This window comes from Paraburkholderia youngii, assembly GCF_013366925.1.
In the GTDB taxonomy this organism is placed as follows: Bacteria; Pseudomonadota; Gammaproteobacteria; order Burkholderiales; family Burkholderiaceae; genus Paraburkholderia; species Paraburkholderia youngii.
Genome location: NZ_JAALDK010000001.1, coordinates 2882849 through 2908752, shown reverse-complemented (window position 1 = coordinate 2908752; position 25904 = coordinate 2882849). Strand labels below are relative to the sequence as shown.

The window sequence follows — 25904 nt, the reverse complement described above, 5'->3', positions numbered from 1 at the left end:
CGCTGCCTCGGCGGCTAAATGAGGCAGCAACAAAAAAGCCCGCTTTGCGTCGGCATAAGCGGGCTTCGTGTGCGGAAAGGTGCGGTGTGTGCGCTCAACCCACCGACAGTTGCAGATGCAGCTGCGAACGCGCCGGGCCGCCACCGTCGATCGCTTCGCTCGCGGCATCGCGATCCGATTGCGACGACGGCGCGAGACGCGCGCTTTCGATGCGGTCGAGGTACTCGGTCGTGATGTCGCCGGTCACGTAGTTGCCGTCGAAGCACGAAGCCTCGAACGCCTTCAGCGCCGGGTTGATATCGCGCACCGCCTGCTTCAGCGCGTCGACGTCCTGGTACACGAGGTGATCCGCGCCGATCATGCGCGCGACTTCCTCGTCGGAGCGGCCGTGCGCGACCAGTTCGCCGCGCGTCGGCATGTCGATGCCGTAGACGTTCGGGAATTTCACCGGCGGCGCCGCCGACGCGAAAATCACCTTGTTCGCGCCCGCATCGCGCGCCATCTGCACGATTTCATGCGACGTCGTGCCGCGCACGATCGAGTCGTCGACGATCAGCACGTTCTTGCCCTTGAACTCGATGTTCATCGCGTTCAGCTTCTGGCGCACCGACTTCTTGCGCACCGCCTGGCCCGGCATGATGAAGGTACGGCCCACATAGCGGTTCTTGAAGAAGCCCTCGCGATACTCGACGCCGAGCTTCTTCGCGACCTGCATTGCGGCCGGGCGCGACGAGTCGGGAATCGGCATGACGACGTCGATCGCGACGTCGGGCAGCTCGCGCTTGATCTTCTCGGCGAGGTAGTCACCCATGCGCAGACGCACGTTGTAGACCGGCACGCCGTCGAGCACCGAATCCGGACGCGCCAGATACACGAGTTCGAAGATGCAGGGGTTCAGGCTCGGAGCCGTCGCGCACTGCTGCGAATGCAGTTGGCCTTCCGCGTCGATGAAAACCGCCTCGCCCGGCTGCACGTCGCGCACGAATTCGAAACCAATGCCTTCGATCGCCACCGATTCCGACGCCAGCATCCACTCGACGCCTTCAGCCGTTTCCAGCTTGCCGAGGCACAGAGGGCGAATACCGAACGGGTCGCGGACGCCGAGCAGACCGTAGCCGGCGATCAGCGCGACGATCGCATAAGAACCGCGCACCCGCCGATGCACGCCCGATACCGCCTTGAACAGTGCGGCCGGATCGAGTTGCAGACCCGAACTCGACAGTTGCAATTCGTGCGCGAACACGTTGAGCAGCACTTCGGTATCGGAATTGGTGTTCACGTGGCGGCGATCGATGCGGAACATCTCATCTTTCAGCTGCTGCCAGTTGGTCAGGTTGCCGTTGTGCGCGAGGATGATGCCGAACGGCGCGTTCACGTAGAACGGCTGTGCCTCTTCTTCGCTCGACGCCGAACCGGCGGTCGGGTAACGCACCTGGCCGATGCCGGTCGTGCCCGGCAGGCTACGCATGTTGCGCGTGCGGAACACGTCGCGCACCATGCCGTTGGCCTTGTGCATGTGGAAATTGCTGCCGTTCGCCGTCGCGATGCCGGCGGCGTCCTGACCGCGATGCTGCAGCAGCAGCAGGCTGTCATAGATCAGCTGGTTGACCGGGGAGTGGGAAACTACGCCTACGATGCCGCACATGGCATGTCCTTCAAAGGTACAAAATTCGTGATGGCGACCGGTGCCTATGCTCGCGCCCGCGCTTCGATGCGACGGGACGCGCTACGCCGTCATGGCAGCCGGTATGCGCCGGAGTCCTGTTGCGCGTTGCTCGGGGCGCCCAGATCGTCCACATGGACGTAAGCGGCGAGCGCCTCGGGGAGCAGCGGTTTCATTGCGCGTACGCCCGCAACCGCATATGGACGAAGCAGCGCATTGCGCCAGAATTCCTGTTTGGGCAGTTCGGTCAAGCCTGCGAGGGCGACCAGAATCAGCACCAGAACGACCCCGCGGACGAGGCCGAACATCAAACCGAGCGAGCGGTCCGCACCGCCTAGGCCCGTGACCTGCACGAGACGGCTGAGCAGCGCGCTCACCACGCTCGCGACCAGCACTACGCCGATCACCACGAGCGAAAAAGCCAGCAGCCACTGCGTCAACGCGCCGCCCGGCCAGGTGGACGGGATGTACGGGACCACGTAGCCGACGAACTCGCAGGCGACGAAAAACGCCGCGACCCAGCCGATCAAACCAAACACTTCCGACAGCAAACCGCGCCAGGCGCCTCGCAGCGCCGACAAACCGATCACCGCCATTACAGCGTAGTCGAAGGCAGTGAACATCGCTCGCTTACTGTGCGCTGCCGCCGTTCGAGCCCGACACGAGGCCCGCCTCGCGGACCTTCGCGACAGCGGCGGTGGCCGCGGCGCGGTCGGCGAACGGGCCCGCACGCAGCAATGTCAGCGTCGAACCGTCGGCTTGCTTCCGGTGCTCGGTATATGTGGGCACGCCCGCCGCTTTCAACTTCGCGGCCCAATTGCGCGCATTCGCTTCGTTCGAGAAGGCGCCGAGCTGCACCGCGAAACGGTTGCCCGGCGGCGAGGCCGGCGTGCCGGAGTTCGCGTCGGCGCTGGCGGTGGCCGGATTCGCGTCGTCGTCAGTCGATGCCGACGGCGCGGCGGCGGGTGGTTTCGTCTGTTTGGCGGGCGCGGCGGGAATGGTGTTGGCAGCAAGTGACTGCGTTTGCGGCTTCGCGGCGGGCTTCGGCGTCGCGGCGGTAACGGTGCCGACGGACGGGGCCGTGCCCTGTTTCGCTGCGGTCGATTGAGTCGATTGCGTTGGTTTCGCGGCAGAGGCCGGGGCCGCCGCCGTTGTCGCCGCGGATGCCGCGGTCGCTGCCGGCGCGAGGCTGGACGCGGCGATGCCGCTGTCGGCGGCCGGCGGATTGTCCGGCGCGACGCCAGCTTGCACGTCTTCGTTGGCGGTGGATCTGGAGAGCCTCGGCGCGGGCCGGTTAGGAATGTCGATCGAGATGTCGTCGGTGACGGGCTTCGGGTGCGAATCCAGCACCATCGGCAGAATAATTACCGCCGCGACGACCAGTGCGATTGCGCCGACGAGCCGGCGGCGCGCGCGCTGCTTTTCCGGCAGCGTGGGGTCGAGCAGCATTGCATCTGCGTCGACGGTGCGCTCGGTGCGGCGGGTACGCCGCTCGACGCGCTCACCGCGGGCGGCCCGATTGGAACTGGTGTTTGCGCCGCGCCGGCTAGGCGCGTCGTCTTTCTTGCCGAACGAGAAAATTCCCATGAATCGCTTGGTTCGAGCCTGGCGCCCGCTCAGTGTTGCTGCGATTTCCGGTAGGCCATCACACCCGCTACCGTATAGAAACTGCCGAAAACCACGATTCTATCATTCTCTGACGCACGTTTTAGCGCGTCCTGGAAAGCCTCTGCCGGCGTCGCGTAACGCGTGACGCTGCTGTCGGCGCTGTCGTCCACGCCCAGCTCGCGCAACGCGGTTTCCAGCTCTTGCGCGGACGCGGCGCGCCGGGTCGGCAGATCGGTCACGCACCAGTGATCGATCTCGCCTTTCAGATGACTGAGCACGCCGGCGATGTCCTTGTCGCGCATCGCACCGAACACGGCGTACGTGTACGGAAAAAAGCCCATGTTGCTGAGATTCTGCCCGAGCACCGCGGCGGCATGCGGGTTGTGGCCGACGTCGAGCACGATGGACGGCTTGCCCGGCAGCACCTGGAAACGGCCCGGCAGATCGACGTTGGCGATGCCGAGCCGGATGTCCTGCGCCGACACCGGCAGACGGTCGCGCAATGCTTCGAGCCCGGCCAGCGCCGCCGACGTGTTGATCAGCTGATTCGCGCCGCGCAGCGACGGATAGGCGAGCGCCGAGCGCCGCAGCGTCGGTCCGACGTAGCTCCACTGCTGACGCTCGCTGCCGGCCTGGCCTTCGTAACGGAAGTCGCGGCCGAACAGCCACAAGTGTGCGCCGATCTTTTCCGCGTGATCGATCAGCGATTGCGGCGGCACCGGGTCCGCGCAGATTGCCGGCTTGCCGGGGCGGAAGATACCGGCCTTTTCGAAGGCGATTTTCTCGCGCGTGTCGCCGAGATAGTCGGTGTGATCGATGTCGATGCTGGTGATGATCGCGCAGTCGGTATCGAGGATATTGACCGCGTCGAGACGCCCGCCGAGGCCGACCTCGAAAATCACCGCGTCGAGGCCGCGCGACGCGAACAGGCTCATGATCGCGAGCGTCGTAAATTCGAAGTAGGTCAGCGAAACCGGTTTGGCCAGGCTCTGGCGCGCGGCTTCGACCGCTTCGAAGTGCGGCAGCAGATCTGCGTCGCTCGCCATTGCGCCGTTGATGCGCGCGCGCTCGTTGAACGACAGCAGATGCGGCGACGTGTGGCAACCGACGGTGTAGCCCGCGCGCAGCAGAATCGCTTCGAGAATCGCGCACGTCGAGCCTTTGCCGTTCGTGCCGCCGACCGTGATGATCGGGCACGCGAACGACAGCTGCATCGCATCGCGTACCTGGGAGATGCGGCTCAAACCCATGTCGATGCCGACCGGATGCGCGGATTCAAGGTGCGTGAGCCACGCGTCGAGGGTGGGGAATGTCGTCATCGGGTGAATCTTGAGTGAGTCGCGGTAGTTCGGTTCTGCAGTGCTGCGAAGGGTGCTGGTCAGGCGGTCGCGGTCCGGATCGCGGTCGCCGGCCATGGGTGCAGACCGGGTTTGTGCGCATAAACCGCGAAACGGCATCGCAGGCGACCGTAATTATCCCGGAAATGACAGCGCGCCGCTTGATTGCTCACGCGGCGCGCCATTTTCTTGATTGCTTCGGTGCCCGGTTCTTACGCGACCGCGTCCGCCGGCTGATGGCTCAACAGCGCCAGCAATTGCGCTATCTCTTCGCGCAGCTTGCGACGATCGACGATCATGTCGATCGCGCCCTTTTGCAGCAGGAACTCGGCGCGCTGGAACCCTTCCGGCAGTTTCTCGCGCACCGTCTGTTCGATCACGCGCGGGCCGGCAAAGCCGATCAGCGCCTTGGGCTCGGCGATCACGACGTCGCCGAGGAACGCGAAACTCGCGGACACGCCGCCCATCGTCGGGTCGGTCAGCACCGAGATGAACGGCAGCTTGGCTTCGGCCAGCTTCGTGAGCATCGCGGTGGTCTTCGCCATCTGCATTAGCGACAGCAGGCTTTCCTGCATCCGCGCACCGCCCGAAGCGGTGAAGCAGATGAACGGCACTTTCTGTTCGAGGGCGTTCTGTGCGCCGCGCGCGAAACGCTCGCCGACCACCGACCCCATCGAGCCGCCCATGAACGAGAACTCGAAGTTCGCCACGACGACCGGCAGCGTGTGAATCGCGCCGCCCATCACGACCATTGCATCGGTCTCGTCCGTTTCGTCCATCGCCTCTTTGATGCGCTCGGGATACTTGCGGCTATCTTTGAACTTCAGCGCGTCGACCGGAACGATTTCCTGGCCGATTTCGTAGCGGCCTTCAGGATCGAGCAGGCTGTCCAGCCGCTCACGCGCGCCGATGCGCATGTGATGGTCGCACTTCGGGCAAACATGCAGATTGGCCTCCACGTCGTTGCGATACAGAACGGCTTCGCACGACGGGCACTTGATCCACAGGCCTTCCGGAATTCCCTTGCGGTTCTTCGGGTCGGTTTGTTTGATTTTTGGCGGCAGCAGCTTATCGAGCCAGCTCATAGGGAATCCTTCTGGGTCAGCAGTCGCGCAAACGGCGGGACGAGCCCGCCGCTCACGTTACCGCGACAAAAATAACTGTTATCGGGCAGTCGCGACGCTATCGAGCGCCTCGCGCACTTCAGCAACGAAACGCCTGAGCGTCTCGGCAGCGGCGTCGGGCGCTGCCTGTTCGAGCAATTGAACGATACGGCTGCCGATCACGACGGCATCGGCCACCTCCCCCACCGCACGCGCAGTTTGCGCGTCGCGAATGCCGAAACCGACGCCCACTGGCAGGGGGACGCGCGACTTGATGGCCGGGATTTTACTCGCGATGCTGGAAACGTCCAGATTTGCGGCGCCGGTGACCCCTTTCAGCGACACATAGTAGACGTAGCCACTGGCGATACGGCCGACTTCGGCGATACGTTCGTCGGTTGAGGTCGGCGCGAGCAAAAAGATCGGATCGATACCGGCAGACTGCATCTGTTCAGCGAAGTTAGCGCATTCTTCAGGCGGATAATCGACCACCAGCACGCCGTCGACGCCAGCTTCCTTCGCGGCTTTCGCGAAGGCCTCGGCGCCCATCCGCTCGATCGGGTTCGCATAGCCCATCAGCACCACGGGGGTTTTGTCGTCGGTTTCGCGGAAGCGCTGGACGTCGGCCAGCACGTGACGCAGCGACACGCCCTTTGCGAGCGCACGTTCGGACGACTGCTGGATCACCGGACCGTCGGCCATCGGATCGGAAAACGGCACGCCGAGTTCAATCACATCGGCGCCGCCGGCGGCGAGCGCGTGCATGAATTCGACCGTGCGAGCCGGGTCCGGATCGCCAGCGGTCATGAACGGGATCAAGCCTTTCTTACCTTGGGCGGACAGCGCGGCAAACGTGTTCTTGATACGGGACATGGAAGTATTCTCGAAGTAGGGCTACTGCGCGCTCATCGCAGCGCGGCTTTAGGCGAAGTTAGCTGCATATTCCGCGCTTTTCACTGCACCTCGGTCGACGGCTGCATTTTCGGCTTCGCTCGGGTCCGACGCGGCGTAGCAGGCGTAGCGGCGGCGCTGACGCGCTCTCGCGCTATCGCGCAATAGCTCTCGTTGATCTCATAGCCGACGAATTCGCGCTGATGACGGACACAAGCGACTGCGGTGGTGCCGCTGCCCATAAACGGGTCGAGCACGCGGCCGCCCTTCGGGCAGCTGGACAGCACCATCCGCTCGACGATTTCCAGAGGTTTCTGGGTCGGATGCGCGACGCGCTCGGCATGTTGCCGATGCAGACGCGAGACCGACCAGACATCCTTCGGATTATAGCCAAGCTCCAACCACTTGCTTCCTTCGAACAACTTTCGCGAACGCGCCTTCTTCGTGACTGCATCGTACGGAATGCGGACGGGATCGAGATCGAAGAAATAGTCCTTTGACACCGCGAAAAAACCGATGTTGTCGTGCACCGACGTGAAGCGGCGCGTGGTGCCGCCCATACTCGGCACGCGCCGGTCCCAGATGATCTCGTTGACCATCACGAGCTTCGTCTTCAGGAAACTGAAGATTTCCGGCGCGTATTGCCAGGTGCAGAAAATGTAGAGCGAACCCGACGGCTTGAGCTTCGGGACAGCCAGCTCGAGCCAGCCACGCGTCCAGACGAGAAATTCCTCGCCCGTGCGCATGTCTGAGTCGTTGCCATAGTCCTTCCCCAAGCCGTATGGCGGATCGCAGACGATCAGGTCGATCGACCCGTCGGGAATATTCGCTACATCGGTCAGAAAATCGCGGTTCAACAGCTGAATGCCGGCCGGCACTTGCGCAAGCAGCGGTGCAGATGCCGCGGCCGCCGGTGCTTCGGCGGCCGGATTCGTGGTTTCAATCGCCGGCTGCGGCTCGTCGAACTCGTCGCGCATCGCCGCGGCTCAGAACTGGATACCCGATCGCTCGGCGACCGTGTGCATGTCCTTGTCGCCGCGGCCCGACAGGTTGACCAGCAGGATCTTGTCTTTCGACAAGGTCGGCGCGAGCTTCGTGGCGTACGCGAGCGCGTGGCTCGACTCCAGCGCAGGAATAATACCCTCGATGCGGCAGCAGTCGTGGAACGCCTTCAACGCTTCTTCGTCGGTGATGCCGACGTATTGCGCGCGGTTGCTCTCTTTTAGCCACGCGTGCTCGGGGCCCACGCCCGGATAGTCGAGACCTGCCGATACCGAATGCGTCTCGATGATCTGGCCGTCTTCATCCTGCAGCAGATACGTACGGTTGCCGTGCAACACCCCGGGGCTGCCGCCGATCAGCGAAGCCGCGTGGCGACCCGTTTCGATGCCGTCGCCCGCCGCTTCGACACCAATCAACTGCACGGATTTGTCGTCGATGTACGGATAAAAGATACCCATTGCATTCGAACCGCCGCCAACACATGCGATGACGGCATCCGGCTGGCGCCCGGCGAGTTCGGGCATTTGCACGCGGCATTCGTCGCCGATTACACGCTGGAAGTCGCGCACCATCATCGGATACGGATGCGGACCCGCAACCGTGCCGATGATGTAGAACGTATTTTCGACGTTGGTGACCCAATCGCGCATCGCTTCGTTCAGCGCATCCTTCAGCGTGCGCGAACCCGATTCGACCGGCACGACGGTCGCCCCGAGCAGTTTCATGCGGTACACGTTGGCGGCCTGGCGGCGTACGTCCTCGGCGCCCATGTAGACCACGCATTCCATGCCGAAGCGCGCGCAGATCGTCGCCGTGGCCACGCCGTGCTGACCGGCACCGGTTTCCGCGATCACGCGCGGCTTGCCCATGCGCTTGGCGAGCAGCGCCTGGCCGATCACGTTGTTGATCTTGTGCGCGCCGGTGTGATTCAGGTCTTCACGCTTCAGATAAACCTGCGCGCCGCCGAGCAATTCGCTCCAGCGCTGTGCGTGATAAATCGGGGACGGGCGGCCCACGAAATACTTCAGTTCGCGCTCGTATTCGGCTACGAATTCCGGGTCTTTCTGATATTTCTCGTACGCTTCGCGCAGCTCGTCGAGTGCGGAAAACAGCGTTTCGGCTACGAACACGCCGCCAAACTGGCCGAAGTGGCCGCTTTCGTCAGGCAAGTTGTACATGGTGATCACTCTTCTCAGGATGGCTCGCGGCTTTCCTCGGAAAGCGCCCGCGAGCCTGAATCATTCAGCGTCCGCGGCGCGCACCGCGCGTACGAACGCCGCCATCCGGGCGTGATCTTTCACGCCCCGGGCGCCCGGCACTTCGATGCCGCTCGAGACATCGACCGCGTACGGGCGCACGCGATGGATCGCATCACTGACGTTTTGCGTGTTCAACCCACCACTCAAAACGGCCCGATGCGCGAGCTCTGCTGGAATAAGTGACCAATCGAAAACCTTCCCGCCGCCGCCGTAGCCTTCGACATGGGTGTCGAACAGAAGACCACTGGCTGCTGAATAGTTGAACGCCGATTTTACCAAATCGGCCGGTCGAGTATCCGCCGCGACCCGCAGCGCACGCAACCAAGGCAAACCCGCAACTCCGGCGAGCGTCTCGCACTGGTCCGGCGTCTCGTCGCCGTGGAACTGCAACATCGTCAGGTTCACATTGCTCGCGACTTCCTGGATCCAGTCCGGCGTCGCGTTGACGAACAGACCGACGACCGACACGAACGGCGGCACGTCGTGCACGAGTTCGACCGCTTGCGCGACGCTCACCGAGCGCGCGCTCGGCGGATAGAACACCAGGCCGATCGCGTCGGCGCCGAGGTCGATCGCGTGTGCGATGTCGGCGGGCTTCGACAGTCCGCACAGCTTGATGCGCGTACGATGCGGCACGCTTTGCAAGGCGGTGGCGTGGGCCTGGGTGGCGGGGGTCTCTTCTGCTTTCATGTTTCCGGTTGCTCGGTCCATACGCTGCTCCACGGCACGCTGCCCGTCACCGGGTCGGGCACGCCGAATTGCTCAGGATAGCCCACTTGCGCGAGATACAGGCCGTCGGGCATGAAGGTCGGCGCCGCGCAGTCGCGGCTGCGGCTCGCGAGCACGTCAGCCATCCACGCGGCCGGGCGGCGGCCGCTGCCGATTTCGATCAGACAGCCCATCACGTTGCGCACCATGTGATGCAGGAAGGCGTTCGCGCGAAAGCGGAAATGCACGAAGTTACCTTGTCGTTTGACGTCGATCTGGTACAGATGCTTGAACGGCGTCTTCGACTGGCATTGCGACGAACGAAAAGCCGAAAAGTCGTGCTCGCCGATCAGATGCTCCGCGGCCGAGCGCATCGCTTCGACGTCGAGTGGCGTGTGCACCCAGCCGGCGCGAGTCGTGAGCATCGGTGAGCGAACCGGACTGACGTACAGCACGTAGTAATAGGTCCGCTCGAATGCCGAAAACCGCGCGTGAAAATCGTCGGGCATCGGCTTGGCCCATTGCACTCCGATCGTCTTCGGCAGAAACGCGTTCGGGCCGCGCACCCAGGAGATATCGACGCGGTCGAGTTCGGTGTCGAAATGTACGACCTGGCCCAAGCCATGCACGCCGCGGTCAGTGCGGCCGGCGACCACCGTGTGCACGGGCGTGCGCGTGAATTCGCGCAGCGCCCGTTCGAGTTCGTCCTGAACCGTGTTGCCGTGCGGCTGCGACTGCCATCCAGCGAACGCGGCGCCGTCGTACTGGACGCCTAATGCGATGCGCTTCACGACAGCGGCGCGAGGGTCGAAAGCAACGCGCGGGCTTCGGTGCGCGTGGCTGGATCGTTCGCTTCGATCACTTCGTTGATGAGCGCGCGGGCGCCCCCCAGATCGCCGAGCTCGATGTACTCGGAGGCCAACTCCAGCTTGTTGCGCGCGATGCGGGCGAGATCGGCCGGCGTGAAGGCCGGCAGCGGCTGGGCCGGGCTCGGCGGCAACTCGAGGTCGAAGTCGAGCTTCAGCGCGCCGAAGCCAGCCGCGCCGAGACCCGCGACGGCGCCGTGACCCGCTGTGCCGGCGGCGATCTGGTCGGCGATGTGCGGCGCGTCGTCGTCCGCGCCGTGGACGCCGAAGGCCTGCTGCGCGGTCGTGTCGGGCGATGCGACCGGTTGCGTCGACAGCGACGTGGACGGCACCGCTTCGCCGACGGTGGGCACTTCGATGCGCGGCGGCAGCGGCATGTTCAGGCTGCCGAATGCGTCGACGGCGTCGCGCGGGAAGTCGGTCGGCGCGGACGGCGTGGGTTGCGTCGGCACGGGGATGTCGCCTAACGGCTGACCGAGCGACGTGGTAGCGCGCGGTTCGATCTGGTGTTGCGTGAAATCGATCACTGGGGGTGGAACGTTCAGGGGAGACTGCGGTTCAGCCGTCGCGGTGTGCGGTGCGGTCGGGCTTTCTGTGGATTCCTCGTCCCATTGCACACGATGCGCGTTCTCGTCGTCCTGCGTTGCACCGATGGCCGGTTCGAGCGGCCCCAGCGGCAACGCGTCGGCGCCGAGTTCTGCCGCGGCGGCGAGATTGGCGGCCGTGGCCGCGGAGCGCAGCGTCTCGTCGGTGGCCGGTGCGAGCGATGGAGGCTCAGTGGACGGCTCGCTTTCGCTGGACGGCGGGATGCCGGCGAGTGGCGCCGTCGGTGCGGTGGGTTCGGGCGTGCCTGCATGCTGTGTCGCCGGTTCCTCTGCGGCGCGCTCGGCTGCGATGCGCGCTGCTGCTGTGCGTTCCGCCTCCACATGTTCGGCGGCGACGCGTGCCGCTGCCTGTTCGGCTGCTGCCTGTTCGGCTGCTGCTTGTTCGGCTGCTGCTTGTTCGGCTGCTGCTTGTTCGGCTGCTGCTTGTTCGGCTGCTGCGCGTTCCGCTGCCACGCGTTCGGCCGCGGCATGTTCCTCGGCTGCTGCTCGCTCTGCTGCTGCTCGCTCTGCTGCTGCTCGCTCCTCTGCGGCCTGTTCGGCTGCGGCTCTTTCCGCAGCGGCCTGCTCGGCCTCTGCACGTTCTGCCGCCGCGCTTTCTGCCGCTGCCCGCTCGGCTGCCTCACGCTCCGCAGCCGCATGCTCCGCCGCTGCCGCCGCAGCAGCCTGCCGCGCAAGCTCCTGATCTTGCGCGCCCGATGCTTCCGTGACCGCTGCCTGCCCTGCCACCGCGCTGCCATCGTGCGAATCGGCGTTATCCGCCGATCCCGCCACTGAGGTATCAGTCGTCTCGGCAGCCCGCGCCGCAGCCTCCTTTTCGCGCTTGCGGCGACCCATGCGCAGAGCCGCGAGCAGAACGACCAATGCCGCACCCACCGCCGCCGCGATGCTCAAATTGTGCGGAGACAGGCCGCCCTCATTCGACGGCGACGTCGCCGCATTCGCGTGCTGCGGCGCCACGGGCACTGTCGCCGCTGAACCTGCCGCTGCGGGCTGCGCAGCGCTCGTCGGCTTCGGGCCCGAAGCGACCGGCACCCCGCCGATACCGTGTTTCTGCAATTCCATCAGCACACGGTTTTTCAGCGCCAGCAGTTGCTGCAGACTCGACACCTGCTGACGCGGCTGCGAAGCCGCTTGCGCGGCTGTGGCCGCCGGTGCAGTAGCGGTTGCCGCCGACGGCGCTTGCCCGGCAGGCGCGCTCGCCGCCGATTGAATCGATCCGGTCCATTCCTGCGTGCCACTCGCCGCCACGGGCCCCGAACCGGCCAATGGCGCGGACGAAGCCAAGCCGCCCGCCGCCGCGCCAGTCGATACCGCCGCGCTGGCCGCGCCAGAGACCTCGGATGCGGCTGGCGTCGTCGCTTGAGCTGCGGCGCTGGCCGCACTCGCCGTGCTGGCCGCAGCCTCGGCAGGTGCCGCCGTCGGCGCGGAAGCGGGCACAGCCGCCGTGGACTCGGACGCCCCCGCCGCGGCCCCAGTCGACGAAGCCGCCAAGGCCCCCGACGCATCGAGAGCCGGCACAATCAACACCGCGCCCACACGCATGCGGCTCGGATCGTGATTCATGAACGCAGCCGGATTCGTGTCGAACAATGCGCGCGTCGCGCGCGCGAGAACCGCGCGGTCATGCGACTGCGTAATAGCGATCGCGACATCGTTCAGCGACTGCCCTGCGTGTACGGTGTACTGCGCGCCCGCGGCGACGGCAACGACAGCGGTAGTGGAACTGGCAGCGGAAGCGGTATCCGGCGTGCCCGTGGCACGAGCCGGCGCGGCAAGCGCATTGCCCGGGCCACCGCCGAGCAAAGCAATGGCGAAAGCGGCACCAGCGGCCATCGCCGCCGGACGGCCGCTGAATCGCACCTTCTCGTGACGAATGAACATGGCCCGAAGAGCGGAGCGTCGAAAGTTCATCGGGACTCCTGGCGCGTCAGCGCGCAGCCTTTTTTGCGAGTGGAAAGAGACAAGATGATCGGAGCACAGAATGAAAAAAAGCGCCGCGCAAGCGCGACGCTTCTTGAGTTGTCTACGCGTCGTGAGCGCGTAGTTTACTTTACTTGTCGAGCACAATGCGAAGCATACGACGCAGCGGTTCAGCCGCGCCCCACAGCAGCTGATCGCCGACCGTGAAGGCCGACAGATATTCGCCACCCATCGCGAGCTTGCGCACGCGGCCGACCGGCACCGTCAGCGTACCGGTGACGACCGCCGGGGACAGATCGCGCATCGACGCTTCGCGCTCGTTCGGCACGACCTTGACCCAGTCGTTGCCCGACGCGAGGATGCTATTCACTTCGTCGAGCGGCACGTCCTTGTTCAGCTTGATCGTCAGCGCTTGCGAGTGACAGCGCATTGCGCCGATTCGCACGCATAGACCGTCGACCGGAATCGAACCCGGCGTGCCCATGGCCGGCTTGCCGAGAATCTTGTTGGTTTCCGCGCCGCCCTTCCACTCTTCCTTCGACATGCCGTTGCCGAGATCCTTGTCGATCCACGGAATCAGCGAGCCCGCGAGCGGCACGCCGAAATGGTCGGTCGGCATGCTGTCGCTGTTCATCGCTTCGAGCACGCGGCGGTCGATGTCGAGAATCGCCGAAGCCGGGTCAGCCAGTTCGTTCTTCACCGCGCCGTTCAGCGTGCCCATTTGTGACAGCAATTCGCGCATGTTCTGCGCGCCCGCGCCCGATGCGGCCTGGTAAGTCATGGCCGTCATCCAGTCGACGAGGTTTTCGCGGAACAGGCCGCCCAGCGCCATCAGCATGAGGCTGACCGTGCAGTTGCCGCCGATGAAGTTCTTCTGACCTTTGACGAGCGCGTTCTTGATCACGTCGAGGTTGACCGGATCGAGAATGATGACCGCATCGTCCTTCATGCGCAGCGACGAAGCCGCGTCGATCCAGTAACCGTTCCAGCCGGCCGCGCGCAGCTTCGGGAACACTTCGTTCGTGTAGTCACCGCCTTGGCAGGAGATGATCGCGTCGCACTTCTTCAGGTCTTCGATGCTTGTCGCATCTTTGAGCTTGGTCTCGTTTTTGGCGAACGACGGCGCGTTGCCACCCGCGTTGCTGGTGCTGAAAAACACCGGTTCGATCAAGTCGAAATCGCCTTCCTGCTGCATGCGTTGCATCAGGACGCTGCCGACCATGCCGCGCCAACCTACGAGACCTACGTTCATGACTTCATACCCTTCGAATGGAAACTTCCCCGCATCTTTGCCCGCAGTGACCGCGCGGGGAAGATGGGCGGGCACGACGGACGATCAGCGCTTCGTGATCGTTTTCGGGGTAATGGTTTTGATGGTAATGGCGAACTCGATTGCACGGGCCGTTGTGCCGTGCAATTTGGAAATCGAGGAGATTTGGGAGATCTGAGCCATCGCAACAATATACACGAAAACAGAAAACTGGCGGCGTTCTTCGCCGTATGACGCGCGAATCGGCCTGTTTCAAGGCGGATTCGCGCTTTAACGATCAGTATTGGTGATCTAACTACTGCACGCGTTTTACAGCGCGGCCACGACGGCATCACCCATCGCGGCGGTGCCGACCTGCTTGCAACCCGGCGTGAGAATGTCGCCGGTGCGATAGCCTTGTTCGAGCACCTTCTTCACCGCGGTTTCGATGCGATCAGCCTGCTCGGCCTTATTCAACGAATAGCGCAACATCATCGCGGCGGAGAGAATCGTAGCGAGCGGATTCGCAACGCCCTTGCCGGCGATATCCGGCGCGGAACCGTGCGACGGCTCGTACAAGCCCTTGTTGTTCTTGTCGAGCGACGCCGACGGCAGCATGCCGATCGAGCCGGTCAGCATGGCCGCTTCGTCGGAAAGGATGTCGCCGAACATGTTGCCCGTCACGATCACGTCGAACGACTTCGGCGCCTTCACGAGCTGCATCGCGGCGTTGTCGACGTACATGTGCGACAGCTCGACGTCCGCATATTCCTTCGACACGTCGATCATCACGTCCTTCCAGAACTGCGACGTTTCGAGCACATTGGCTTTATCGACCGAGGTCAGCTTCTTGCCGCGCTTTTGCGCCGCCTGGAACGCGACGTGCGCGATGCGGCGCACTTCCGGTTCCGAATAGCGCATCGTGTCGAAGCCTTCCTTCGCGCCGGCGAACAGGCCGTCCGGCGACGTACGCACGCCGCGCGGCGCGCCGAAGTAGATGTCGCCGTTCAGTTCGCGCACGATCAGGATGTCGAGACCCGAAACGATCTCTTCCTTCAGCGACGACGCACCCGTCAGTTGCGGGTAGCAGATCGCCGGACGGAAGTTCGCGAACAGTTCCAGGTGCTTGCGCAGACCGAGGATCGCCTGCTCCGGGCGCAGAGCGCGTTCGAGCTTGTCGTATTTCCAGTCGCCGACCGCGCCGAACAGGATCGCGTCGGCTTCCTTCGCCAGTGCGAGCGTCGAATCGGGCAGCGGATGGCCCTTCGCTTCGTAGCCCGCGCCGCCGACCGGCGCTTCTTCGAGTTCGAACTTCTCGCCGAGCACGTTCAGGACCTTGACGGCCTCCTTGACGATTTCGGGACCGATGCCGTCGCCCGGCAATACTGCGATCTTCATGCGAATTCCTTGATGATTTTTTCGGGTGTTTTTCGCGCAAACCGACGCGGGCGCGGACCAGACGCGCCTACGTTCTCACGGGTTCGCCTAACGGACGAGGCGATTGTTCAGCCACGGTTGCTTCGCGAGACGCTCCGCTTCGAACTGGCGGATCTTGTCCGCGTGACGCAGCGTGAGACCGATGTCGTCGAAACCGTTCAGCAGGCAGTACTTGCGGAACGCCGCGACTTCGAACGGATATTCGGTGCCGCCGTCGGCCGTGCGCACGACTTGCGCTTCGAGGTCGATCGTCAGCTCGAAGCCGTTGAATGCGTACGTCTCGTTGAACAGATGATCGACCTGCTGTTCGGTCAGCACGATCGGCAGCACGCCGTTCTTGAAGCAGTTGTTGTAAAAGATGTCGGCGAAGCTCGGCGCGATCAGTGCGCGAAAGCCGTACTGCTGCAACGCCCAGGGCGCGTGTTCGCGCGAGCTGCCGCAACCGAAATTCTTGCGCGCGAGCAGCACCGAGGCGCCCTGATAGCGCGGCTGGTTCAGCACGAAGTCCGGGTTCAGCGGACGCTTCGAGTTGTCCTGACCCGGTTCGCCGTGGTCGAGGTAGCGCCATTCGTCGAACGCGTTCGGACCGAAGCCCGTGCGCTTGATCGACTTCAGGAACTGCTTCGGAATGATCGCGTCCGTGTCGACGTTCTCGCGATCGAGCGGCGCCACGACGCCGGTGTGTACGATGAATTTATCCATGACGCTTGCGCCTGTTCAGGACCGGGCGATGCGACCGGCGGTTGGACCCCCGCGCCGCATCGCCGGCAAAAATCAAAAACCGCTTATTTCTCAGCGTGATTGCTGATCGAATTGCCGAGGTGCGACATGTCCTGGCCGAATCCGTGCACCGTGTTGCATCCGGCGAGGCCGAGCAGAAGCCCGGCGAGCGTGCCGAGTGCGAAGCGGCGCAATAGAGTGATGCGATTCATGTTCTTCATCATGCGATTCATCCAAGCTTGCGAATGTCGACGAAATGCCCTTCGATGGCTGCAGCCGCGGCCATTGCGGGGCTCACCAGGTGCGTGCGCCCACCGGCGCCCTGACGACCTTCGAAGTTCCGGTTCGACGTGGACGCGCAGCGCTCGCCCGGCTCGAGCCGGTCGGCGTTCATCGCCAGACACATCGAGCAACCCGGTTCACGCCATTCGAACCCGGCCTCGGTAAAGACCTTGTCGAGGCCTTCACGCTCCGCCTGCGCCTTCACGAGCCCCGAACCCGGCACGACCATCGCCAGACGGATGTTCGGCGCGAGGCGGCGGCCGAGCTTCTTCACGACGTAAGCCGCGGCGCGAATGTCTTCGATGCGCGCGTTGGTGCACGACCCGATGAAGATTTTATCCGGCTTGATCGACTCGATCGGCGCGTTCGGCTCGAGCGCCATGTACTTGAGCGCACGCTCCATCGCGTCGCGCTTGACCGGGTCCTTCTCGCGCTCCGGATCCGGCACGCGGCCGTCGACCGGCGTGACCATTTCCGGCGACGTGCCCCAAGTCACCTGCGGCACGATTTCGGCCGCGTTCAGCTCGACCACGCGATCGAAATGCGCGCCCTCGTCCGACTTGAACTGCTTCCAGTACTCGACCGCGTGATCCCACTCGACGCCCTGCGGCGAGAACGGACGGCCTTTCAGGTATTCGACCGTGGTGTCGTCGACGGCGACCATGCCGGCGCGCGCGCCCGCTTCGATCGCCATGTTGCAGACCGTCATTCGGCCCTCCATCGTCAGCGAACGGATCGTCGAGCCGCCGAATTCCATCGCGTAACCGGTACCGCCCGCGGTGCCGATCTTGCCGATGATCGCGAGCACGATGTCCTTCGCGGTACAGCCGCGCGGCAATTGCCCCTCGACCTTGACGAGCATGTTCTTGCTCTTCTTCTGCAGCAGCGTTTGCGTGGCCAGCACGTGCTCGACTTCCGACGTGCCGATGCCATGCGCGAGCGCGCCGAACGCGCCGTGCGTGGACGTGTGCGAGTCGCCGCAGACGATCGTCATACCCGGCAGCGTAGCGCCCTGTTCCGGCCCGATGATGTGGACGATGCCCTGACGCTGGTCGTTCATCTTGAACTGCGTGATGCCGAAGGCGTCGCAGTTCGCGTCGAGCGTGTCGACCTGCAGCTTCGAGACCGGATCGGCGATGCCGTGGCTGCGGTCCGTGGTTGGCACGTTGTGGTCGGACACGGCCAGGTTCGCGCTGATGCGCCACACCGGACGGTGAGCCATTTTCAGGCCTTCGAACGCCTGCGGGCTGGTCACTTCATGCAGCAGGTGACGGTCGATGTAGAGAATCGCGGTGCCGTCGTCTTCCGTGTGGACCACGTGCGTGTTCCACAATTTGTCGTAGAGAGTCTGTGCCATGGTATGCGGGGTAGTAATGACTGCGGGCTGACTGTGTCGGTCGATTATGCCACGCGACGCACCGCGATGGGCTGCTTAAACAGCGAAAAAACCGATAAAAAACATGGAGTTGGCTGGTAGTGCCAATACCTGTATCGGTGTTACCCGGCAAGCATCGGCGAGCGGCGCCGCCAATGCGCCGCATGCACGACCCGCTGTGGCCGCAGAAACGGAAACGCCCCAACGGTAGACCCGTTGAGGCGTTTTATTTGCTCCGATTTCGCGCTTGTGCGCGGCACGAATGCCGCGGCCAGGCGCGCGTATCGCGGTCGATCAGCGCTTAGCGCTGTGCGATCGGCTTCGCTTGACGCAGCGTCTCGCCGACGAACAGCTGACGCGGACGACCAATCTTCTGCTCAGGATCAGCGATCATTTCGTTCCACTGCGCGATCCAGCCGACCGTACGCGCCATCGCGAAGATACACGTGAACATCGACGTCGGAATGCCCAGCGCGCGCTGCACGATACCCGAGTAGAAGTCGACGTTCGGGTACAGCTTGCGCGACACGAAGTATTCGTCTTCGAGCGCGATCTTTTCGAGTTCCATTGCGAGCTTGAACAGCGGGTCGTCGTGCAGGCCCAGCTCTTCGAGCACTTCGTGGCAGGTTTCGCGCATCAGCTTCGCGCGCGGATCATAGTTCTTGTACACGCGGTGACCGAAGCCCATCAGCTTCACGCCCGAGTTCTTGTCCTTCACCTGCTTGATGAACTCGGGAATGTTGTCGACCGAGCCGATTTCTTCCAGCATGTTCAGTGCGGCTTCGTTCGCACCGCCGTGCGCCGGGCCCCACAGACACGCGATACCCGCCGCGATACACGCGAACGGATTCGCACCCGACGAACCGGCGAGACGCACGGTCGACGTCGACGCGTTCTGCTCGTGGTCCGCGTGCAGGATCAGGATACGGTCGAGCGCGCGCACCAGCACGTCGTTGACCACGTACTCTTCGCACGGATTCGAGAACATCATGCGCATGAAGTTTGCGCTGTACGACAGGTCGTTCTTCGGATATACGAACGGCTGGCCGATGCTGTACTTGTACGCCATTGCGACCAGCGTGGGCAACTTGGCGATCATGCGGATCGCCGACACTTCGCGGTGACGCGGGTTATTGATGTCGAGCGAGTCGTGGTAGAACGCCGACAGCGCGCCGACTGCGGCGACGAGAATCGCCATCGGGTGCGCGTCGCGGCGGAAGCCGCGGAAGAAGAACTGCATCTGCTCGTGCACCATCGTGTGCTTCGTGACGGTGCCGACGAATTCGGTCTTCTGCTTTTCGTTCGGCAGTTCGCCGTTCAGCAGCAGATAGCAGGTTTCGAGGAAGTCGGCGTTCTGCGCGAGGTTGTCGATCGCGTAGCCGCGGTAGAGCAGTTCGCCCTTGTCGCCGTCGATGTAGGTGATCGCCGAATTGCACGCCGCCGTCGACATGAAGCCCGGGTCGTACGTGAATTTGCCGGTCTGGCCGTACAGTTTGCGAATGTCGATTACATCCGGGCCAATCGTGCCCTTGTAAATCGGCATTTCAACGCTCGGCGAATTGTCGCTGAACGATAGCGTGGCTTTAACATCTGACGGGGTCATAGCACATCCTCAATCGAAGTATGGATACAGGGTTTCGATAATTGCACGCCTGGAACAACGGACTGGCGGCGCTCAAGCATTGCGCAGCAACTCCAGAACCCGGACCACGTCCGGGTCGGCTAGATCGCCTTCTGGTTCCTTGCGTGCGAGCAGCAAGTCCATCAGGTCGTTATCGCTCAGCTCGAGCAGGCGCGTGAGTGCGCCAACGTCGGCATCGCTGAGGTCATGCTCATATCGGCTGAAAAAACGCTCGAAAATCAGGTCGTTTTCCAGCAGGCCCCGCCGTGCGCGCCAGCGAAGACGCGCACGGCGGAGAGGGTCGGACTGATGCGATGTATCGGTCATGTCGGTACACCCCGCGCCGCCCCCAGGCGCGCTGACTGCCCGCTCGGGGACAGCCTGCGCCAGGGAGCGCGGGGCTCATTGATACTAGACAGCGCGGCGAACCATCAATTCCTTGATCTTGCCGATTGCCTTGGTCGGGTTCAGGCCCTTCGGGCAAACGTCGACGCAGTTCATGATCGTGTGGCAACGGAACAGACGATACGGGTCTTCCAGGTTATCGAGGCGCTCGCCGGTTGCCTGGTCGCGGCTGTCCGCGATGAAGCGGTAGGCTTGCAGCAGACCGGCCGGGCCGACGAACTTGTCCGGATTCCACCAGAAGCTCGGGCACGACGTCGAGCAGCTCGCGCACAGGATACATTCGTACAGGCCGTCGAGCTCGTCGCGTTCTTCCGGCGACTGCAGACGTTCCTTTTCCGGCGGCGGCGTATCGTTGATCAGGTACGGCTTGATCGAGTGATACTGGTTGAAGAACTGCGTGAAGTCGCAGATCAGGTCACGCACGACGGGCAGGCCCGGCAGCGGACGCAGCACGATCTTCTGCGGCAGGTCGTTCAGGTTCGTCAGGCACGCGAGGCCGTTCTTGCCGTTGATGTTCATTGCGTCCGAACCGCACACGCCTTCGCGGCACGAGCGACGGAACGACAGGGTTTCGTCGAGCGCCTTCAGCTTGACGAGCGCGTCGAGCAGCATGCGTTCGTGCGAGTCGATTTCGATCTCGTACGTTTGCATGCGCGGAGCGGCGTCCTTGTCCGGATCGTAGCGGTAAATTTCAAATGTACGCTTGGCCATTTCTCTGAATTCCTTTGACTTGTGCCTTAGAAGGTACGCGCTTTCGGCGGAACCGATTCGACGGTCAGCGGCTTCATGTGCACCGGCTTGTAGTCGAGGCGATCGCCTTCGCTGAACCACAACGTATGGCGCAGCCAGTTTTCGTCGTCGCGATGTTCGAAGTCGTTTTGCGCGTGCGCGCCACGGCTTTCCTTGCGCGCTTCGGCGGAGACCATCGTGGCGCGTGCCACTTCGATCAGGTTCGCCACTTCCAGCGCTTCGACGCGGGCCGTGTTGAAGACCTTCGACTTATCCTTCAGATGGATGTTGTCGACGCGTGCCGCCACTTCGCGGATGGCTTCGACACCTTGGGCAAGCAGGGCCGAGGTACGGAACACGCCAGCGTGCTTCTGCATCGTGCCGCGAATGTCGTTCGCGACCGACTGGGCATACTCGCCCGACGACGAGCTATCGAGCTTCGCCAGACGCGACAGCGCGAAGTCGGCTGCATCTGCCGGCAACGGCTTGTGTTCCTTCAGTTCCTTCACGTGCTTGACGATGTGATTGCCGGCAGCGCGGCCGAACACCACGAGGTCGAGCAGCGAGTTCGTGCCGAGACGGTTCGCACCGTGCACCGACACGCACGAGCATTCGCCCACTGCGTAGAAACCGTTGACGACCTCTTCATGGCCCTTCGGCGTACCGACGACCTGGCCGTTGATGTTCGTCGGAATACCGCCCATCTGGTAGTGGATGGTCGGCACGACCGGGATCGGCTCCTTGATGCAGTCGACGTTCGCGAACTTCAGCGCGATTTCGCGGATCGACGGCAGACGCTTCATGATCGTCTCGGCGCCGATGTGCGACAGGTCGAGCAGGACGTGATCCTTGTTCGGACCCACGCCGCGGCCTTCCTTGATTTCCTGGTCCATCGAACGCGAAACGAAGTCGCGCGGCGCCAGGTCCTTCAGCGTCGGCGCGTAGCGTTCCATGAAACGCTCGCCGTTCGAGTTACGCAGAATACCGCCTTCGCCGCGCACGCCTTCGGTGATCAGCACGCCCGCGCCGGCCACGCCGGTCGGGTGGAATTGCCAGAATTCCATGTCCTGCAGCGCGATGCCCGAACGGGCCGCCATGCCGAGGCCGTCACCGGTGTTGATGAACGCGTTGGTCGATGCCGCGAAGATCCGGCCTGCGCCGCCCGTGGCGAACAGCGTGGTCTTGCCTTCGAGGATGTAGACGTCGCCGGTTTCCATTTCCAGCGCGGTTACGCCGAGCACGTCGCCGTCGGCGTCGCGGATCAGGTCCAGCGCCATCCATTCGACGAAGAATTGCGTCTTGGCAGCAACGTTCTGCTGGTACAGCGTGTGCAGCAGCGCGTGACCGGTACGGTCAGCCGCTGCGCAGGCGCGTTGCACCGGCTTTTCGCCGTAGTTCGCGGTGTGGCCGCCGAACGGGCGCTGATAGATCGTGCCGTCGGCGTTACGGTCGAACGGCATGCCGAAGTGTTCGAGTTCGTAGACGGCGTTCGGTGCTTCACGGCACATGAACTCGATCGCGTCCTGGTCGCCGAGCCAGTCGGAGCCCTTGATCGTGTCGTAGAAGTGATAGTGCCAGTTGTCTTCGCTCATGTTGCCGAGCGAAGCGCCGATGCCGCCCTGGGCAGCGACCGTATGCGAACGCGTCGGAAACACTTTGGACAGCACGCAGACCGACAGACCGGCGCGCGCCAGTTGCAGCGACGCGCGCATCCCCGAGCCGCCCGCGCCGACGATAACCACGTCAAACTTGCGACGCGGCAGAGAATTCTTGATTGCAACCATGCTTTTATACTCTCCAGAGAATCTGCGCAGCGTAGCCCGCACATGCGAGCAGCCAGAGGATCGTCAGCGCCTGCAGGACGAGACGCGTGCCAACGGGCTTCACGTAATCCATCCAGATGTCGCGCACACCCACCCACGCGTGGTAGAAGAGCGAGAGAAGCGTGACGAACGTGGCGAGCTTCATCCACTGCGTCGCGAAGATCGACGCCCAGCCGTCGTACGAGAAGTCGCGCGCGAGGAAGAACCACGCGAGCAGAATCACCGTGTACACCGCCATCACGACGGCGGTGACGCGTTGCGCGAGCCAGTCGCGCAGACCGTAGTGCGCGCCGACGACGAGACGCTTCGAACCGATTCGGTTATTGGCTGCCATTTTTTAGAATGCTCCGAACAGTTTTGCCGCGAATGCGATGGTGAGCAGCGACGACACGACTAACACGACGACAGAGGTCGACTTGCCCTTTTCCTTCGACACGGCATCATGATTCGTATCCATCACGAGGTGACGGATGCCGGCGCAGAAGTGGAACAGGAAAGCCCACGCGAGAACCAGCGTGATCAGCTTGACGATGATGTTGGAGAGGAAGCCCTTGAAGACTTCGAAGCTCAGTTCGGAAGTCAGGCTCTGATCGAAGAGGAACAGCAGGAAAGGAAGGAAAAGAAACAACAAGGCACCGCTCACGCGATGCAGAATCGACACGCGCCCCGCCAGCGGGAGACGGTATGCCGTCAATATTTGCCCAATACCGATGTTCCGGAATTCCGGCCTCGGTTTCTTTACCGCTTCTGCCATGCTAGACCCCTACTATGTAGTCACACTAATCCGCAATTTTAGCGCCTTTTTATATCGCGCTGCAGCGAAAACCACGCTAGGTCCTTTGCTGCGCGCGCTATGAAAGCGCCTTCCGATCGGCACGCGTGTGGGACGCCGCGCCTCGTTTCAGCCCGATTCAGCTCAGATCGTTCTGATAGTAATACCCGGTTGTGACATACCAACCTCGCCGGACTTCAACCGGCCGATCCCCATAGGTATAGGAGACGCGCTCGACCGAGAGCAGCGGAAAACCCGCCGGCACATGCAGCAGGTCCGCCACGGAAGGCTCCGCCGCGACCGCGCGGATTTTTTCCGTCGCGCGAATCATGCGAGTGCCGAATTCGGTCTCGAACATCGCGTAGAGGGGACCTTTGTACTCCGAAAGCCGCTCGAGCGTGAGCCCGCGGAACACGGCGCCTGGCAGCCAGATTTCGTCGAGCACGGTCACTTCGCCGTCGAACTGCAGCAAACGCTTGATCAGCACGACCGGATCGGCCGGCTTCAGATCGAGTTGCCGGGCAATTTCCGCCGATGCGCGCAGCCGCCGGCATTCGAGCAGACGGCTCACGTGCGGATGCTCCGCGCCGTCGTCGGCGAGCAATCTCAGGAAACGGAACTGCGCGCGTTCTTCGTTGTGCGTCGCAACGAACGTGCCCTTGCCCTGACGGCGCACCAGCAGATTGTCGGCGGCCAGCTCGTCGATCGCCTTGCGCACCGTACCCTGACTCACCTTGAAACGCGCGGCCAGTTCGACTTCACTAGGAATGATCTCGCCCGGCTTCCATTCGCCGCTTTCGAGGCTCTGCGTAATCAAGCCCTTGATCTGCTGATACAAGGGGCTGAAGGTCGGCGACGCGGCAGCGGAAACAGCGGATACAGCTTCGCCCGCGGCCCCCTGGCCATTCGGGTTTACAGGATTCGCCGGGTTCGAATTCATGCGCGCATTTCATCATAAAGCGCCGGGGCACGTCTAGGGTTTTCCCGTCGATAGATGTGTCTTATATAAGACATAAGATACTGTTGACTTTGTCGGTTTCGACTCCTACACTCCTTGTCGAGCAAGGGTTTGCGGGATTTTGCGGCGGCTGTTTGATGCAGCGCCGCGACGCTCCGGCCGCCACTCTGCACCATGCCGTCCCCTACGCAGTCCAGGTTTCGATTCGCCGCCATCCGTTGCATTCGCGTGCTGTATCCGTGTTGCAGCCGCTGGCCCGACACTCGCCGAAACGCGCTGTTTGCAGGAGCCCGCACCGTGCAGATGCGACCCGGCGCGGCGTAAGCCCTGGGCCATCCCGTCCCGCTCGGTAGTACGGATTTCCGGCACGGCGGTCTTGCCGCAACGCGCCGCCCGGTCTCGGCACATTCCGAGCCCGCACGCGAACAGTGAATTCCGCCGTGTTTCATAACGCTTCGCTGAACGCGCATATAGAATGGCGTTTTCCCTAGCGTCTAACGCATCGTCCTGGAGATTTCTCAATGGCTAAGCCCGCAAAGCGCGTTGCCGTCACCGGCGCCGCAGGTCAAATCGCTTACTCCCTGCTGTTCCGCATCGCCAATGGCGACCTGCTCGGCAAGGACCAGCCGGTGATCCTGCAACTGCTCGATCTGCCGCAAGCGCAAGCCGCCGTCAAAGGCGTCGTGATGGAACTGGATGATTGCGCATTCCCGCTGCTGTCGGGCGTCGTGATCACGGACGACCCGAAGGTCGCGTTCAAGGACGCCGACATCGCCTTGCTCGTCGGCGCGCGTCCGCGTTCGAAGGGCATGGAGCGCAAGGATCTGCTGTCGGCCAACGCCGAAATCTTCACGGTTCAGGGCAAGGCGCTTAACGAAGTCGCCAGCCGCGACGTGAAGGTTCTGGTGGTCGGCAACCCGGCCAACACGAACGCGTACATCGCAATGAAGTCGGCGCCGGATCTGCCGAAGAAGAACTTCACCGCGATGCTGCGTCTGGACCACAACCGCGCGCTGTCGCAACTGGCCGCCAAGTCGGGCAAGCCGGTCGCGTCGATCGAAAAGCTCGCGGTGTGGGGCAACCACTCGCCGACCATGTACCCGGACTTCCGCGTCGCAACGGCTGAAGGTCAGGACCTGACCAAGCTGATCAACGACGAAGAATGGAACCGCAACACGTTCATCCCGACCGTCGGCAAGCGCGGCGCGGCGATCATCGAAGCGCGCGGCCTGTCGTCGGCGGCATCGGCGGCCAACGCTGCGATCGACCACGTGCGTGACTGGGTGCTCGGCACCAACGGCAAGTGGGTCACGATGGGCATCCCGTCGGACGGCTCGTACGGCATCCCTGAAGACATCATCTACGGCGTGCCCGTGACCTGCGAAAACGGCGAGTACAAGCGCGTCGAAGGTCTGGCAATCGACGCGTTCTCGCGCGAAAAGATGGACGGCACGCTGCAGGAACTGCTTGAAGAGCGCGACGGCGTTCAGCACCTGCTCGGCTAAGCATCTGATCTGATGCCGATGAACCGGAACTCCGAAGCGTCAGCGCGGCGGGTTCCGGTTTTTTTC

Annotated in this window: 24 protein-coding genes; 1 reads left to right on the top strand and 23 read right to left on the bottom strand. The window is 63.3% G+C overall.

Annotation, left to right across the window (positions count from 1 at the left end):
• Window positions 1–94: 94 nt before the first annotated feature.
• From purF to G5S42_RS13360, 23 genes are all read right to left on the bottom strand, one after another.
• Complete coding sequence (gene purF, locus G5S42_RS13470) at window positions 95–1645, bottom strand: amidophosphoribosyltransferase (RefSeq protein WP_176107179.1); 1551 nt, start codon at window positions 1643–1645, stop codon at window positions 95–97.
• An 89-nt stretch (window positions 1646–1734) separates the two neighbouring features.
• Window positions 1735–2286, bottom strand: a complete 552-nt coding sequence (locus G5S42_RS13465) for a CvpA family protein (protein WP_176107178.1) — start codon at window positions 2284–2286, stop codon at window positions 1735–1737.
• 7 nt (window positions 2287–2293) lie between these two features.
• Complete coding sequence (locus tag G5S42_RS13460; RefSeq protein WP_176107177.1) at window positions 2294–3250, bottom strand: SPOR domain-containing protein; 957 nt, start codon at window positions 3248–3250, stop codon at window positions 2294–2296.
• 29 nt (window positions 3251–3279) lie between these two features.
• Window positions 3280–4590 carry a bifunctional tetrahydrofolate synthase/dihydrofolate synthase gene (gene folC, locus G5S42_RS13455; RefSeq protein ID WP_176107176.1) on the bottom strand — a complete coding sequence of 437 codons (1311 nt, stop codon included), beginning with the start codon at window positions 4588–4590 and terminating at the stop codon, window positions 3280–3282.
• A 230-nt stretch (window positions 4591–4820) separates the two neighbouring features.
• On the bottom strand, window positions 4821–5693 hold the full coding sequence (gene accD / locus G5S42_RS13450; protein WP_013092946.1) for an acetyl-CoA carboxylase, carboxyltransferase subunit beta: 873 nt from the start codon (window positions 5691–5693) through the stop codon (window positions 4821–4823).
• Between the two features lie 78 nt (window positions 5694–5771).
• Window positions 5772–6584, bottom strand: coding sequence for a tryptophan synthase subunit alpha (trpA, locus tag G5S42_RS13445; protein WP_176107175.1), 813 nt, complete (start codon window positions 6582–6584; stop codon window positions 5772–5774).
• 80 nt (window positions 6585–6664) lie between these two features.
• Window positions 6665–7579 carry a DNA-methyltransferase gene (locus G5S42_RS13440; RefSeq protein WP_176107174.1) on the bottom strand — a complete coding sequence of 305 codons (915 nt, stop codon included), beginning with the start codon at window positions 7577–7579 and terminating at the stop codon, window positions 6665–6667.
• 9 nt (window positions 7580–7588) lie between these two features.
• Window positions 7589–8782, bottom strand: a complete 1194-nt coding sequence (gene trpB / locus G5S42_RS13435) for a tryptophan synthase subunit beta (protein WP_176107173.1) — start codon at window positions 8780–8782, stop codon at window positions 7589–7591.
• Window positions 8783–8842: 60 nt separating this feature from the next.
• Complete coding sequence (locus tag G5S42_RS13430) at window positions 8843–9553, bottom strand: phosphoribosylanthranilate isomerase (protein WP_176107172.1); 711 nt, start codon at window positions 9551–9553, stop codon at window positions 8843–8845.
• A complete protein-coding gene (gene truA, locus G5S42_RS13425) occupies window positions 9550–10362 on the bottom strand; it encodes a tRNA pseudouridine(38-40) synthase TruA (protein WP_176107171.1) in 813 nt (270 codons plus the stop codon). The genes G5S42_RS13430 and truA overlap by 4 nt, the downstream gene beginning before the upstream one ends.
• Complete coding sequence (locus tag G5S42_RS13420; protein WP_176107170.1) at window positions 10359–12953, bottom strand: FimV C-terminal domain-containing protein; 2595 nt, start codon at window positions 12951–12953, stop codon at window positions 10359–10361. Before G5S42_RS13420 ends, truA begins: the two co-directional genes overlap by 4 nt.
• 139 nt (window positions 12954–13092) lie before the next feature.
• On the bottom strand, window positions 13093–14214 hold the full coding sequence (asd, locus tag G5S42_RS13415; RefSeq protein ID WP_176107169.1) for an aspartate-semialdehyde dehydrogenase: 1122 nt from the start codon (window positions 14212–14214) through the stop codon (window positions 13093–13095).
• 327 nt (window positions 14215–14541) lie between these two features.
• A complete protein-coding gene (leuB, locus tag G5S42_RS13410) occupies window positions 14542–15609 on the bottom strand; it encodes a 3-isopropylmalate dehydrogenase (RefSeq protein WP_018433950.1) in 1068 nt (355 codons plus the stop codon).
• Between the two features lie 87 nt (window positions 15610–15696).
• Window positions 15697–16350: a 3-isopropylmalate dehydratase small subunit gene (gene leuD / locus G5S42_RS13405; RefSeq protein ID WP_018424120.1), complete on the bottom strand. Its 654-nt coding sequence runs from the start codon at window positions 16348–16350 to the stop codon at window positions 15697–15699.
• Between the two features lie 83 nt (window positions 16351–16433).
• Window positions 16434–16592 carry an entericidin A/B family lipoprotein gene (locus G5S42_RS13400; RefSeq protein WP_013092936.1) on the bottom strand — a complete coding sequence of 53 codons (159 nt, stop codon included), beginning with the start codon at window positions 16590–16592 and terminating at the stop codon, window positions 16434–16436.
• A gap of 5 nt (window positions 16593–16597) precedes the next feature.
• Window positions 16598–18007, bottom strand: a complete 1410-nt coding sequence (leuC, locus tag G5S42_RS13395) for a 3-isopropylmalate dehydratase large subunit (protein ID WP_176107168.1) — start codon at window positions 18005–18007, stop codon at window positions 16598–16600.
• Between the two features lie 319 nt (window positions 18008–18326).
• Window positions 18327–19628, bottom strand: coding sequence for a citrate synthase (gene gltA / locus G5S42_RS13390; protein WP_176107167.1), 1302 nt, complete (start codon window positions 19626–19628; stop codon window positions 18327–18329).
• A gap of 72 nt (window positions 19629–19700) precedes the next feature.
• Entirely contained in the window at window positions 19701–19973 is a 273-nt protein-coding gene (locus G5S42_RS13385) for an FAD assembly factor SdhE (RefSeq protein WP_008924386.1), read from the bottom strand.
• Window positions 19974–20057: 84 nt separating this feature from the next.
• Window positions 20058–20762 (bottom strand): succinate dehydrogenase iron-sulfur subunit, encoded by a 705-nt coding sequence (locus G5S42_RS13380; RefSeq protein ID WP_008924387.1) that lies wholly within the window; start codon window positions 20760–20762, stop codon window positions 20058–20060.
• 26 nt (window positions 20763–20788) lie between these two features.
• Window positions 20789–22564, bottom strand: a complete 1776-nt coding sequence (gene sdhA, locus G5S42_RS13375) for a succinate dehydrogenase flavoprotein subunit (protein WP_176107166.1) — start codon at window positions 22562–22564, stop codon at window positions 20789–20791.
• A gap of 4 nt (window positions 22565–22568) precedes the next feature.
• Window positions 22569–22937: a succinate dehydrogenase, hydrophobic membrane anchor protein gene (gene sdhD, locus G5S42_RS13370; RefSeq protein ID WP_013092932.1), complete on the bottom strand. Its 369-nt coding sequence runs from the start codon at window positions 22935–22937 to the stop codon at window positions 22569–22571.
• A 3-nt stretch (window positions 22938–22940) separates the two neighbouring features.
• Window positions 22941–23357, bottom strand: coding sequence for a succinate dehydrogenase, cytochrome b556 subunit (sdhC, locus tag G5S42_RS13365; protein WP_062128183.1), 417 nt, complete (start codon window positions 23355–23357; stop codon window positions 22941–22943).
• A 157-nt stretch (window positions 23358–23514) separates the two neighbouring features.
• The gene (locus tag G5S42_RS13360) at window positions 23515–24315 is read right to left on the bottom strand and encodes a GntR family transcriptional regulator (protein ID WP_176107165.1); all 801 of its coding nucleotides are present in this window, start codon (window positions 24313–24315) and stop codon (window positions 23515–23517) included.
• A gap of 539 nt (window positions 24316–24854) precedes the next feature.
• Here G5S42_RS13360 and G5S42_RS13355 point away from each other — a divergent pair.
• Window positions 24855–25838: a malate dehydrogenase gene (locus tag G5S42_RS13355; protein ID WP_018438465.1), complete on the top strand. Its 984-nt coding sequence runs from the start codon at window positions 24855–24857 to the stop codon at window positions 25836–25838.
• Window positions 25839–25904 lie beyond the last annotated feature (66 nt).